The organism is Paraburkholderia sp. 35.1 (assembly GCF_050436525.1).
Taxonomy (GTDB): Bacteria; Pseudomonadota; Gammaproteobacteria; order Burkholderiales; family Burkholderiaceae; genus Paraburkholderia; species Paraburkholderia tuberum.
In genome coordinates this window covers 1163128-1175901 of sequence record NZ_JBNDMJ010000001.1, presented here as the reverse complement: position 1 = coordinate 1175901, position 12774 = coordinate 1163128, and the positions used below count along the sequence as shown (strand labels likewise).

At 64.6% G+C, this 12774-nt stretch carries 11 protein-coding genes; 8 read left to right on the top strand and 3 right to left on the bottom strand.

Going from position 1 to position 12774, the window contains the following annotated elements; genetic code table 11:
- Positions 1-38 precede the first annotated feature (38 nt).
- The 3 genes from preA to OKW27_RS05640 form a co-directional block, all read right to left on the bottom strand.
- On the bottom strand, positions 39-1319 hold the full coding sequence (gene preA, locus OKW27_RS05650; RefSeq protein ID WP_187613982.1) for an NAD-dependent dihydropyrimidine dehydrogenase subunit PreA: 1281 nt from the start codon (positions 1317-1319) through the stop codon (positions 39-41).
- A gap of 48 nt (positions 1320-1367) precedes the next feature.
- Positions 1368-2753: an NAD(P)-dependent oxidoreductase gene (locus tag OKW27_RS05645; protein ID WP_429332795.1), complete on the bottom strand. Its 1386-nt coding sequence runs from the start codon at positions 2751-2753 to the stop codon at positions 1368-1370.
- A 126-nt stretch (positions 2754-2879) separates the two neighbouring features.
- A complete protein-coding gene (locus OKW27_RS05640; RefSeq protein ID WP_184054146.1) occupies positions 2880-4145 on the bottom strand; it encodes a Zn-dependent hydrolase in 1266 nt (421 codons plus the stop codon).
- Between the two features lie 348 nt (positions 4146-4493).
- On the opposite strand from OKW27_RS05640, the gene OKW27_RS05635 reads away from it, so the two are divergent.
- The 8 genes from OKW27_RS05635 to OKW27_RS05600 all read left to right on the top strand — a co-directional run bounded on the left by OKW27_RS05635 (position 4494) and on the right by OKW27_RS05600 (position 12770).
- Positions 4494-5213, top strand: coding sequence for a TetR/AcrR family transcriptional regulator (locus tag OKW27_RS05635; protein ID WP_090811902.1), 720 nt, complete (start codon positions 4494-4496; stop codon positions 5211-5213).
- A gap of 799 nt (positions 5214-6012) precedes the next feature.
- Complete coding sequence (locus OKW27_RS05630; RefSeq protein ID WP_429332794.1) at positions 6013-6450, top strand: allophanate hydrolase-related protein; 438 nt, start codon at positions 6013-6015, stop codon at positions 6448-6450.
- A 32-nt stretch (positions 6451-6482) separates the two neighbouring features.
- A complete protein-coding gene (locus OKW27_RS05625; protein WP_184033153.1) occupies positions 6483-7580 on the top strand; it encodes a BMP family ABC transporter substrate-binding protein in 1098 nt (365 codons plus the stop codon).
- A gap of 30 nt (positions 7581-7610) precedes the next feature.
- On the top strand, positions 7611-8765 hold the full coding sequence (locus tag OKW27_RS05620) for an ABC transporter permease (protein WP_429332793.1): 1155 nt from the start codon (positions 7611-7613) through the stop codon (positions 8763-8765).
- Complete coding sequence (locus OKW27_RS05615) at positions 8758-9684, top strand: ABC transporter permease (RefSeq protein WP_429332792.1); 927 nt, start codon at positions 8758-8760, stop codon at positions 9682-9684. Before OKW27_RS05620 ends, OKW27_RS05615 begins: the two co-directional genes overlap by 8 nt.
- A gap of 71 nt (positions 9685-9755) precedes the next feature.
- A complete protein-coding gene (gene biuH, locus OKW27_RS05610; protein ID WP_090811211.1) occupies positions 9756-10448 on the top strand; it encodes a biuret amidohydrolase in 693 nt (230 codons plus the stop codon).
- Positions 10449-10450: 2 nt separating this feature from the next.
- The gene (locus OKW27_RS05605; RefSeq protein WP_429332791.1) at positions 10451-12064 is read left to right on the top strand and encodes an ABC transporter ATP-binding protein; all 1614 of its coding nucleotides are present in this window, start codon (positions 10451-10453) and stop codon (positions 12062-12064) included.
- 43 nt (positions 12065-12107) lie between these two features.
- Positions 12108-12770, top strand: coding sequence for a cysteine hydrolase family protein (locus OKW27_RS05600; protein ID WP_429332790.1), 663 nt, complete (start codon positions 12108-12110; stop codon positions 12768-12770).
- Positions 12771-12774: the final 4 nt, after the last annotated feature.

Below are 12774 nucleotides of genomic sequence, written 5' to 3'. Positions count from 1 at the left end.
TGCTTGTCGTGGGTCCGGCTCGATCCGGCTTCGAAATGTCAGGCGGCTTTCGGGTCGGCGACACGCGCCGGGTTGTTCGGGTGCGTGGTCCAGTTCTCGTAGCGCTCGCCCGAATCGACACGCTCCATCGTGATGCATTGATCGACCGGGCAAACATGCATGCATAGATTGCACCCGACGCAGTTCGCATCGACCACCTCGAAGTGGCGCTTGCCGTCGCGCGTGGCGGTGATCGCCTGATGCGAGGTGTCTTCGCAGGCGATATGGCAGAGCCCGCACTCGATGCAGCGGTCCTGATCGATACGCGCCTTGATGTCGTAGTTGAGGTTCAGGTATTGCCAGTCGGTGACGTTCGGCACGGCGCGGCCGCGAATCGCGTCGAGGCTGGCGTACCCTTTGTCGTCCATCCAGTTGGAAAGGCCGTCGATCATGTCGCTGACGATCCGGAAACCATAGTGCATCGCCGCGGTGCATACCTGCACGCTGCCCGCTCCCAGCACGATGAATTCCGCGGCGTCGCGCCAGTCGGAAATGCCCCCGATGCCAGAGATGGGCAAGCCTTGCGTTTGCGGGTCGCGCGCAATCTCCGCGACCATGTGCAGTGCAATGGGCTTCGCGGCAGGACCGCAATAGCCGCCATGCGTGCCCTTGCCGTCCACGGTGGGCAGCGGCGCCATGACGTCGAGATCGACACCGACGATCGAGTTGATGGTATTGATGAGCGAGACGCCGTCCGCACCACCCTTCATCGCCGCGCGCGCGCCGTGACGAATGTCGGTGACGTTCGGTGTGAGTTTCACGAGGCAAGGCAAGCGCGTGCCTTCCTTCACCCAGCGGGTGACCATTTCGATGTACTCGGGCACCTGACCCACCGCCGCGCCCATGCCGCGCTCGCTCATGCCGTGCGGACAGCCGAAGTTCAGCTCCACAGCATCCGCGCCAGTGTCTTCCACCTGAGGCAGAATCCACTTCCAGTCGTGCTCGTTGCAAGGGACCATCAGCGAGACGATGAGCGCCCGGTCGGGCCAGTCCCGCTTCACCTGCGCGATTTCCTTTAGGTTCACGTCGAGCGGCCGGTCGGTGATGAGCTCGATGTTGTTCAGACCCGCCATGCGCTGGCCGCGCCAGGTGGTGGCGCCATAGCGCGAGCTTACATTCACCACGTGCGGGTCGAGCCCGAGCGTCTTCCAGACCACGCCGCCCCAACCCGCCTCGAAGGCGCGATTGACGTTGTAGGCCTTGTCGGTGGGCGGCGCGGAAGCGAGCCAGAACGGGTTGGGCGATTGAATGCCGGCAATCGTGCAGCGCAAGTCGGCCATGATGCGACTCCTTCGTTTTATCTGGATTCGGTGTAGCTATCACGCGGCTCAGGCGGCCTTGGCAGACTGACTCGCAACGAAGCGGTCGATCGCATGCGCGGCAAGCTTGCCGTCCTGCACGGCCTGGACGGTCAGATCGGTGGCGCCGTGGCCGGCACAGTCGCCGCCTGCGAAAACGCCCGCAAGGGACGTGGCGCCGTTCGCATCCACCGCGACGCGCCCGCCTTCCTCGGTGAGTTGCAACCCGTCGAGGCCTTCGGGTAACAGCGTTTGGCCAATTGCCTTCAGCACCATATCGGCCTCCACGCGCACGATCTCCCCAGTGCCGCGCAATGCGCCGCTCATATCGAGCCCGGTGCGCTCGAATTCCACGGCCCGCACCTGCGTGTCGCCGACGATTCGCAGCGGCTTCATCCACTCGGCCAACGTCACACCCTGGCTACGCGCGAATTCCAGTTCGGCCCAGGTGGCGCTCATCTGCGCCGCGCCGCGACGATAGGCGAGCGTCACTTGCTCCGCGCCCAGCTTGCGGCTTTGCACGGCGGCGTCGATTGCCGTATTGCCGCCTCCGAGCACCACCACCTTGCGACCGACGGGCACGCTGGCCAGATCGTCGGCCTCGCGCACGCGCGCGATGAAATCCACGGCATCGAGCACGCCGTCGAGCAGTTCGCCTTCGATGGAGAGCGTATGCGTGCCGCCAAGGCCCACGCCGATGAAGACCGCGTCATACGCCGCGCGTAACTCCGCAAGCGTCACGTCATGCCCCAGTCGCTGGCCCTGGCGCAGTTCTATTCCGCCAACGGAAAAAAGCCAACGCACTTCGCGCTGCGCGTAGTTGTCGACGGTCTTGTACGCCGCTATGCCGTACTCGTTCAGGCCGCCCGGCTGTTCGCGCGCGTCGAAGACGCTCACGCGATGCCCGGCAAGCGCGAGCGTGTGCGCGCAGGCGAGACCCGCGGGACCCGCGCCGACCACGGCAACATGACGGCCTGTCTCGCTGGCGCGCTTGAAGAGCGCAGGGGCACCGGCGGCTTCGCGGGCCATCTGGAAGTCCGTGGCATGACGTTGCAGCGCGCCGATCTGAACGGGCTCGCCATCCTGATGATTTCTCACGCAGGCGCCTTCGCAGAGAATCTCGGTCGGGCACACGCGTGCGCACATGCCGCCCAGCGGGTTCGCGCTGAGGATATCGCGCGCCGCGCCCTTGAGATTGCCGTTGCCGATCTTGCGAATGAAACCGGGAATGTCGATGCCCGTGGGGCACGCGTTCACGCAAGGCGCGTCGTAACAGTAATGACAGCGGTCGGCGGCGATCACGGCCGCATTCGCGGAAAGCGGCGGCGCGACGTCGGCGAAATTGCAGCCCAGTTGCTCGGCACTGAGACGGCCTGGCGCGATGCCGTTGGCGGCATTCGAGGTGGTCTGGGACATCCGGATGCTCCTTGCGAGGCAAAACACGGGTCCGCCGGCCGCGTGCGTGACGTGCGCGGCCGGTAGGTGGGAATCGTTGGAAAGACAGCGCGGCGCTGAGACCGCTTGCGTTCGATCGAGATTGCGTCAGCCGGGCTCGCTCGCGCGTTCGAGCATGGCGTGCAGCAACACGTTCGCGCCGGCTTCGATCCATTCGATCGTGGCGTCCTCGACTTCGTTGTGGCTAATGCCGTCGATGCACGGTACGAACACCATCGAGGTCGGCGCGACCGTCGCGAGATAGCACGCGTCGTGACCTGCGCCCGAAACGATGTCGCGATTCGAATAGCCGAAGCGCTCGGCCGCCGCGCGCACGGACTTCACGCACGCCTCGTCGAACGGCACGGGCGCGTAGTAGAAAATCTGCTCGACGTCGGCTTCGAGCTTGCCCTGTTCCGCGATCTTCGCGATGCCTTCGCGCAGCTCGGCGTTCATCTGCGCCAGCACCTCGTCCTGCGGATGGCGAAAATCGATGGTGAAGAACACGCGGCCCGGAATCACGTTGCGCGAATTCGGATGCACCTGCATCATGCCGACCGTCGCGCACGCGAGCGGCGCATGACGCAGGCCGATTTCGTTGACGAGCTGCACGACGCGCGAGGCGCCCAGCAGCGCGTCGCGGCGGCGCGGCATGGGCGTAGGCCCTGCGTGCGCCTCCTGGCCTGTGAGCACGACTTCGTACCAGCGCTGACCTTGCGCGTCGGTGACCACGCCGATCGTCCTGTTTTCGGCCTCGAGTATTGGCCCCTGTTCGATGTGCAGTTCGAACGCCGCGTGAATCTTGCGGCCGCCGCACGGCAACGCGCCCGCGTAGCCGATGCGCTGCAATTCCTCGCCGATGGTCTTGCCGTCGACGTCCTTGCGCGAGAGTCCGTACTCGAGCGCAAACACACCCGCAAATACGCCCGAGGCGACCATCGCCGGCGCGAAGCGCGAGCCTTCTTCGTTGGTCCAGATCACCGTTTCAACAGGGCGCTCGGTTTCGATGCCGTAATCGTTGAGCGAGCGAATCACTTCGAGGCCGCCGAGCACCCCATAGATACCGTCGAAGCGCCCACCGGTTGGCTGCGAGTCGGCGTGCGAGCCGGTCATCACGGGCGGCAGGTCGTTGTTGCGCCCCGCGCGGCGCATAAACACGTTGCCCATCTGATCGACACTGATCGTGCAGCGCGCCTCTTTCGCCCATTGCACGATGAGATCGCGGCCCTGCTTGTCGAGGTCGGTCAGCGCCAGACGGCACACGCCGCCTTTGGGCGTGGCGCCAATCCTGGCCATCTCCATCAGGCTGTCCCACAATCGCTGACCGTTCACGTGGATCGCGGTCGTCAGCGCGGCTTCGCTTACTGCGTTCATGCGTGTTCTCCTGTCCGTGCTTGTCAAACGTGCATGCATGCCACCGTGTTGGGGCGCGAAGGACCACGACGGTGCACGTCTCGATGGCACTGCGCTGCCCCTGAAACCCAGCCCTTCGAATCCTGTCCGATTGGACAGGTTTTAGACGAGAAACTTCGCGAATTCAATGCGGAGTTACGAGCGAGAAGCGTGCCATTGATGCTGCAGCGCGTGAAAAAAAACCAGGCGTCCGTGCTGCGCGTTTCTCCTGATGTCGGTGAATTCGCGGCGCACTTGCATCGTGGCTACAATGATTCCGGCATGCGCGCGGCGCCGCCGCGCTCCTTTTCTCTTCCGAATGGACCGAACATGCGCGACGACGAACCCACCACGCGAGCCGCGCCCCTCGCGACGCGCGGCACCGTGCAGGCGCAACGAGCCGCCGACACATCGCACAAGCCACAGCGGCGCAAAGCCTCCATTCGTGCGTCGAATGAATCCCATCTACTCGCCTGTGCCGAAGCCGTGTTCGCCGAACGCGGCTTCGAAGGCGCGAGCACGGCGCTGATCGCCGAGCGCGCGGGTTTACCGAAGGCGAATCTGCACTATTACTTCCCGACCAAGCTGGCGCTGTACTGGCGTGTACTCGACGATGTGTTCGAGGAATGGAACGCCGCCGCCAACCTGTTCGATGCAAGCGACGATCCGGTCGAGGCGATTGGCGGCTACGTGCGCGCCAAGATGGCCCTGTCACGGCGCCGCCCACTTGGATCGAAGGTGTGGGCCAACGAAATAATCAGCGGGGCGCTGCACATGCAAGAGATCCTGCTCGAACGCGTGAAGCCGTGGATGGACACACGCGTGAAGCTGATCGAGCGATGGATAGCCAAAGGGTTGCTCGCGCCCGTCGACCCTCGGACGCTCCTCTTCATGATCTGGGCGACCACGCAGCACTACGCCGATTTCGAGGCTCAAATATGCGCGCTCTCGGGCAAACGCGCGCTCTCAACGAAGCGCTTCGAGGCTACGACGGAAGAAGTGGTGAGCATGATCCTGCGGGCGAGCGGAGCGCGATCGCCGGTCCGATGAATCGTTTAGGGAGTTTCCCTGATGACGTCATTGTCTCGTTGCCCCGGTCGCTGTTTTCCGCGTTAATGTAAGCGCTAACATGTCCAACAAGCGGCAATACCCAGCCGGCTTTGCAGTAAGGTTGTCGCTTTCATGTACCGAACGGCATGAACGGCTGAAAGCTCAATGACGGCGTTGAGTCCAGAGGCGGCGCGAGTACTCAAACGTCTGAATCATCCGCTCGCGTTCCGTGCAAAAATCTGGTCTCGCCGACTTGGATATCCCGCCAAGCGCCCTATACTTGAAGAGAGCCGCGCGGAAGCCGGCCCCTGATGCAGAAGCGGACGAGAAATCGTTCATTGGGGCGCGGTAGCGGGGCCACGGAAACGCCCGTGTGAATAACACGGGCGTTTTCTTTTTTGTGCCCCGATCGTGCAGCTTTGGAAAGTGACTGGCTGGTCACGCCCGTTGATCAGCGGTCTTGCCTTGTGTCCCAATCCCGGAGCACGAAGATGGTGGCACGGGCTGGGCATATGCGGGTCTTATTTCGAGATGGATTTCGTATCGCCCGCCCGAACACACCCACTTGTGAACTTCGCGGGGCGGCGGGCCGTCATGCCCGTCCAGTTCCTCTCCGAGCCGGTGGTAATGGTCTTCGCCAGGCTTCCTCGCTTCGGCCAGGAGTGCCTTAACCACCGCTCGCGCCCTTCCCTCTGGTTGGTGCACGATGAGCGGGACACGTGCACCAACCCAAACCAATCGCGACCCACACTGGATCACGGGTAGACAAGTACCAGCGTCTACGCCAATGTAAAAATCGTTGCCGGGCAAGGACTTCCTGCCAACGTCCTCTGCCTGGCACAGTTGCTGCAAGCATGAGCTCAAACTTGTATTCAAGATTGAACTCATGCTTCCCGACGCCTTCTTCAAGGTTCGAGCGCTGCTCGAATCCGACGCCACCAAAAGCACGACGCCTCGCGACATCGTCGACACGGTGATCGCCCGGATCGAAGCCTCCTGTCGCCCCGAAGTCTGGATATCGCGCGTGAGCTTCGGCGCATTCGTTGCCCACGTGCCGGCGCCGCTCGGCATCGGCAGCGTGCAGACAGCCGATGGACTCATCGTCAAGGGCTTTATCAGCGAGCCCTCGGCGGTCGCACCAGGCAGCGGCGCACACGACATCACTGCATTCGGCGGCTGGCGTGCATGGCTCGCAACGGCGGCCGGAACGCAAGCCCAATCCGATCGGCAATTCTGAATATATGCATTGAACTCACGAGGAGTCCAACCATGACAAACCGTCGCGATTTTCTCAAGGGCGCTGGCGCCCTCGCCCTCGGCAGCACGCTCCCATTCGACCTCGCTTTCGGTGCCGAGCCGCTTACGGTCGGCGTCATCTACGTCGGTTCGCGCGGCGATTACGGCTACAACCAGGCACAAGCGCAAGCTGCGGCTGTCATCAAGAAGCTGCCGAACGTGAAGGTCGTCGAGGAAGAAAACGTGCCCGAGACCGTCGCCGCCCAAAAGACCATGGAAGCGATGATCGAGCAGGACGGTGCGACGCTCATTTTCGCGACCTCGTTCGGCTACTTCGATCCCCATGTGCTGAAAATGGCAGCCAAATATCCGAAGGTTCGCTTCGCCCACTGCGGCGGTCTCTGGAAGAGCGGCAATCCGGCCAACATCTCCAGCTACTTCGGCTATATCGACGAATGCCAGTATCTGAACGGCGTCGTGGCAGGCCATGCGAGCAAGACGAAGAAGCTCGGCTTCGTCGCGGCCAAGCCTATTCCGCAGGTGCTGCGCAACATCAACTCATTCACGCTGGGCGCGCAGTCGGTGGATCCGTCGATCGCCACGCACGTGATTTTCACGGGCGACTGGTCGATGCCGGTGAAGGAGGCGGAGGCCGCCAACAGCCTCGTCGATCAGGGCTGCGACGTGCTCACGTGTCACGTGGACGGACCCAAGGTCGTGATCGAGACAGCCGAGAAACGCGGCGCGATGAGCTGCGGTTACCACGCAAGCCAGGCGGCGCTGGCGCCGAAGGGCTATCTGACGGGCGCCGAATGGGACTGGGCGACGCCCTACAAGCTGCTCGTCACAAACGCGCAGACGGGCAAGCCGCAGCCGAACATTCTTCGCGGCGGTCTGCGCGAAGGCTTCGTGAAGATGTCTCCGTATGGCGCGAAGGTGACACCCGATGCCCGCACGCAAGCCGACACAGTGAAGGCGAAGATGGTCGCGGGCGACTACGTCATCTTCAAGGGACCGATGAAGGACAACAAGGGCGGCAGCGCCATTGCGGCCGGCACGAGCTACGCACAGACCGATATCGCGCTCGAAAGCATGAATTATCTGGTTGCCGGTGTGGTTGGCCAGATCTGACGGCCGTAAGCGTCCTCGCCAGGAGTCGTGATGTCCGCATCCCTTTCTCCCGCTCGCGGGCCGTCGCGAAGGCTGCCTGCAAGTCTCGCGCGCCTGCTGCTTGCGCTGTTGCCTGCGTTGCCGACAGTATGTGCAATCGTGGCAACTCTGGCGATCTTCGGCATCTTCCTGCTCGTGCAGGGACAGCCGGCCATCCAGGCCCTTGGTCTCATTGGTGAAGGTGCGTTCGGCTCGTCGTTCGCATGGCAGAACACCTTGCTGCGCGCCGCACCGCTCATGCTTACGGCTCTGTGCGTCGCGCTGCCTGCCCAAGTCGGCCTGATCGTGATTGGCGGCGAGGGCGCGCTCGCGCTGGGCGGGCTCGCGGCCGCCGTCGTGCCGCAGTGCCTGCCGCAGGCTACGCCGTGGATCGTCGCGACGCCGCTGATGGCGATTGCAGGCATGCTCGCGGGGGGCCTGTGGATCAGCGCAGTGGGCGCAATGCGTCAATGGCGTGGTGTCAACGAGACCATCAGCAGCCTGCTGATGTCGTATATCGCCATCGCCGTTTTCAAGTTTCTCGTCGAAGGGCCGCTGCGCGATCCCGCCAGTCTCAACAAACCGTCGACGCTGCCCCTCCCCGACGCCATGACCATCGGCTCGCTGCCGGGACTCGACGTGCACTGGGGCCTCTTCTGGGGCGTGCTCGCGTGTCTCGCTGCCTGGGTGCTCGTGCGCCAAAGCACGCTCGGCTTCGCCATGCGCGTAACGGGTGGCAACGTGCACACGGCGCGCCTCGTCGGCCTGCCCGTGGGCGGGCTCGCGCTCACCGCCTGCGCGCTAGGCGGCGCATCGGCGGGACTTGCCGGAATGTTCGAAGTTGCGGCCGTGCAAGGCAGCGCGAATGCGTCGCTGCTCTCGGGCTACGGCTATGCGGGCATCCTTGTCGCGTTCGCGGCACGCCAGAATCCGTTCGCCGTGATCGTGTGCGCCCTGATGGTCGGCGGCATCGAGGCGAGCGGCAGTCTGCTGCAACGTCACCTCGAGCTGCCCGACGCCGCCACGCTCGTGCTGCAAGGGCTGCTTTTCGCGAACCTGTTGGCCTGGGAGGCACTTGCTCCCCGTCTTGCCGCCTGGCGCGTGAAACTTCAGGCCGTCGCGCTCGACACCTCGTCTGCTTCACTGGAACGTACCCGCCATGTCTGACCTTCATTCGCCCGCTGCGGTACTGCTGATTTCGCTCTTTGCGGGGGCCATTCGCGTGAGTACGCCCTATCTGTTCGTGAGCCTCGGCGAGTGCCTCACCGAGAAAGGCGGCCGCGTGAATCTCGGTCTCGAAGGCATCCTGGTCTCCGGCGCCATGTGCGGCTATGCGGGCTCGTATCTCTCGGGTTCGCCGTGGATCGGCGTGCTCGCTGCGGCGGCGGCCGGTCTGGTGCTCGGCTGCCTGCATGGGCTGGTCTGCTCGCTGCCGCGTGTTTCCGATATCGCGTTCGGCATCGCGCTCATGCTGTTCGGCACCGGCCTGGCGTTCTATCTCGGCAAGCCGTTCATCGAGCCGCAGGCAGCGATGCTCCCGTCGATCGATCTCGGCGCGTGGGCCGCCTCGCAGCAAGTGCACAACGCGCTGCATATCAATCTGCTCTTCGTGATTGGCGTCGTGCTTGCCGTCGCTTTGCAGTGGGGACTGCGCTCGATGCGCTGGGGCATGACGCTGCGGCTCGTCGGCGAGAACGCCGAGAGCGCGCGTGCAATGGGCTATCCCGTTACGCCGATACGCGTCATCGCGACGGCGGTGGGTGGTTTCTTCGCGGGCGTGGGCGGTGCCTATCTCTCGCTCGTCTATCCCGGCAGCTGGAACGAGGGACTGTCGAGCGGGCAAGGCCTGATGGCCGTCGCCCTCGTGATCTTCGCACGCTGGCAGCCGCTGCGCTGTCTTTGGGCCGCGCTGCTGTTTGGCGCTGCCGGAGCGCTTGGCCCCGCCCTGCAGGCAATCGGCGTGACCAGTGGCTATTACCTCTTCAACGCCGCCCCTTACGTGCTGACGCTCGCGCTCATGATCATCAACTGCAGGCCGGACCGCACGCTGGCGGGCGCACCCGGCGAGCTGAGCCTGACGCGCTGAGCGCGGACAGCTTCCGACCGACCGAATCCAGAATCGCCCGCGCTCGCGTAGCGTGCGGCCGGAGAATCAACATGACCCGTACCATCGAAGCCCGTCCCTATTCCTGGCCCTACGACGGGAACCTGCGCCCCGACAACACGGCGCTCGTCATCATCGACATGCAGACCGACTTCTGCGGTTACGGCGGCTACGTCGACAAGATGGGCTACGACCTCTCGCTCACGCGCGCCCCGATCGAGCCGATCAAGCGCGTTTTGGGGCCGATGCGCGAACTCGGCTTCACGATCATCCACACCCGTGAAGGGCATCGGCCGGATCTGTCCGATCTGCCGGCGAACAAGCGCTGGCGCAGCCGCCAGGCGGGCACGAACGGCCTTGGCATCGGTGACATGGGCCCGTGCGGCCGGATACTCGTGCGCGGCGAGCCGGGCTGGGAAATCATCGACGAACTCGCCCCGCTGCCGGGCGAAATCATCATCGACAAGCCTGGCAAAGGCTCATTCTGCGCGACGGACCTCGAACTGATCCTGCGCACGCGCGGCATTGCGAATCTCGTGCTCACGGGCATCACGACGGATGTCTGCGTCCATACGACGATGCGCGAAGCAAACGACCGCGGCTTCGAATGCACGTTGCTCGCGGACTGCTGCGGCGCGACCGATAAGGGCAACCATGACGCTGCGCTGAACATGGTCCTGATGCAGGGCGGCGTGTTCGGCACGGTGTCCAGTTCGGCGGCGCTCGTCGCTGCCCTGGAGCAGTGACCATGATCACCGCGACACGCGCGCTCGGCGTCGAGGTAATCGGCGCGAGCAAGTCGTTCGGGACGTTCCGCGCACTCGATGACGTTTCGATCAGGGTTGCGCCCGGGACGGTTCACGCGCTGCTCGGCGAAAATGGAGCAGGCAAGAGCACGCTCGTGAAGGGGCTCGTGGGCTACGGCCCGCTCGATCGCGGCACGATTGTGGCCGATGGAAGCGAGGTGCGCATCGCATCCCCGCGCGATGCGCAAGCGCTCGGCATCGGCATGGTCTATCAGCATTTCACACTCGCGGCGGGGCTCAGCGTCGAGGAGAACCTGCTCCTTGCGCGCGGCAACCTGTCATGGAAGATCGACTGGGCGGCCGAGCGCAACGCGCTCGACGCCTTCATGCGCCGCATGCCGTTTCGCCTCGAACTCGATGCGCCGGTCTCGTCACTCGCGGCGGGAGAAAAGCAGAAGCTGGAAATTCTCAAGCAGTTGTATCTGGAGCAGCGCTTCCTGATTCTCGACGAGCCCACCTCCGTGCTCACCCCGCAGGAAGCCGACGAAGTGCTCGGCCTCATGCGCACGCTTGCCTCGCGCGGTGACCTCACGGTGCTGATGATCACTCACAAGTTCCGCGAGGTAATGGCCTATTCGGACAACGTCACGGTATTGCGCAAGGGCCGCTTCGTCGGCACCTGCGCGGTGGCCGACACCGACCGCGACCGGCTGGCCGCCTGGATGATGGGCAGCGACGCAAGCGCGCAAACGCGTGAGGGCGCCGCTGAAGACACCGATGAGTTCAGGCTTGCGCGCCGGCCGCACTCGCCCGACGCTCCGGTGCGGCTCTCGCTATCGAGCCTTTCGGTCGTCGACGAGCGTGGGCACGCTGCCGTGCGCGAGGCGTCGCTGAGCGTGCGCGCGGGCGAGATCCTCGGGCTTGCGGGCGTCTCCGGCAACGGTCAGAAGGAACTGATCGAAGCGCTCGTCGGGCAGCGCAAGGCCCAGTCGGGCGCGATGGCCGTGGAAGGTTCGCCCTATGCCGCGACGCGCGAAGAGATGACACGCATGCGCGTGTTCGCCCTTCCCGAGGAGCCGCTGCGCAATGCTTGCGTGGCAGGCATGAGCGTGGCCGAGAATATGGCGCTGCGGGATTTCGACCGCGCGCCGCTGCGGCGCGGCGGATGGTGGCTCGATCGTCGCGCCATGCGCTCGCGCGCCGAGCGGCTGATCGCCGAATTCGACGTGCGGCCTCCACTGCCCGAGCGCGCCATCGGCTCGCTGTCGGGCGGCAACGTACAGCGCGCCGTGCTGGCTCGCGAGCTTGGGCACGCAGTGAACGTGCTGATCGTCGCGAATCCTGTGTTCGGACTCGACTTTGCCTCCGTCGCGGACATCCACGCCCGCATTCTCGCGGCGCGCGATGCCGGTGCGGCCGTGCTGCTCGTCAGCGAAGATCTCGACGAACTGCTGGAGCTTGCCGACCGGATCGTGGTGATGGCCGAGGGACGTCTCGTCTACGAGACTGCAGCAAACGAGGCGGATCGAGTGGTGCTTGGGCGTTACATGGCGGGCCATGGCGACGAAGGCAGGCCGCAGACGGCTGAGCCGGCGGAGCTGCACGCAAGCGCCTGAGCGGCGCGCGAACGATACACAACGCAAACGGAGAAATGTCGCGATGACAACCATCGCCAGCGCAAAGCCCGCGCCGTTCACGTTCGACGCGCGTCATACGGCGCTCATCGTGATCGACATGCAGCGCGACTTCATCGAGCCGGGTGGCTTTGGCCAGGCGCTCGGCAACGACGTATCGCTGCTTTCAGGCATCGTGCCGACCGTCGCGCGGCTGCTCGCGCATGCGCGCTCGGCGGGATGGCAGGTCGTGCACACCCGCGAATCGCATACACCCGACCTCTCCGACTGCCCCCCGGCCAAACGCATGCGCGGCATGCCAGATGCGCGCATTGGCGACGAAGGACCGATGGGCCGCATCCTCGTGCGCGGCGAGCCCGGCAACGCGATCATCGACACGCTCGCGCCGATCGATGGAGAACTCGTCATCGACAAGCCCGGCAAAGGCGCTTTCTACGCAACGCAGCTCGGCGAGGAACTGTCGATACGAGGCATCACGCATCTCGTGTTCGCGGGCGTGACGACCGAGGTCTGCGTGCAGACTTCGATGCGCGAGGCCAACGATCGGGGCTACGAGTGTCTACTGGTCGAGGACGCGACGGCAAGCTACATGCCGGCGTTTCGCGAAGCGACGATTGCAATGATTCATTCGCAGGGCGGCATCGTCGGCTGGACCGCTCCACTCGACGCCCTGCTGGGGGCAGACTGATGAC

Bases quoted from the DNA above. Each gene is read 5' to 3' on its own strand.
- biuH (WP_090811211.1), top strand. From the start codon at position 9,756: ATGACCCGTACCATCGAAGCCCGTCCCTATTCCTGGCCCTACGACGGG.
- OKW27_RS05645 (WP_429332795.1), bottom strand. From the start codon at position 2,753: ATGTCCCAGACCACCTCGAATGCCGCCAACGGCATCGCGCCAGGCCGT.
- OKW27_RS05600 (WP_429332790.1), top strand. From the start codon at position 12,108: ATGACAACCATCGCCAGCGCAAAGCCCGCGCCGTTCACGTTCGACGCG.
- preA (WP_187613982.1), bottom strand. From the start codon at position 1,319: ATGGCCGACTTGCGCTGCACGATTGCCGGCATTCAATCGCCCAACCCG.
- OKW27_RS05605 (WP_429332791.1), top strand. From the start codon at position 10,451: ATGATCACCGCGACACGCGCGCTCGGCGTCGAGGTAATCGGCGCGAGC.
- OKW27_RS05635 (WP_090811902.1), top strand. From the start codon at position 4,494: ATGCGCGACGACGAACCCACCACGCGAGCCGCGCCCCTCGCGACGCGC.
- OKW27_RS05625 (WP_184033153.1), top strand. From the start codon at position 6,483: ATGACAAACCGTCGCGATTTTCTCAAGGGCGCTGGCGCCCTCGCCCTC.
- OKW27_RS05615 (WP_429332792.1), top strand. From the start codon at position 8,758: ATGTCTGACCTTCATTCGCCCGCTGCGGTACTGCTGATTTCGCTCTTT.
- OKW27_RS05620 (WP_429332793.1), top strand. From the start codon at position 7,611: ATGTCCGCATCCCTTTCTCCCGCTCGCGGGCCGTCGCGAAGGCTGCCT.
- OKW27_RS05640 (WP_184054146.1), bottom strand. From the start codon at position 4,145: ATGAACGCAGTAAGCGAAGCCGCGCTGACGACCGCGATCCACGTGAAC.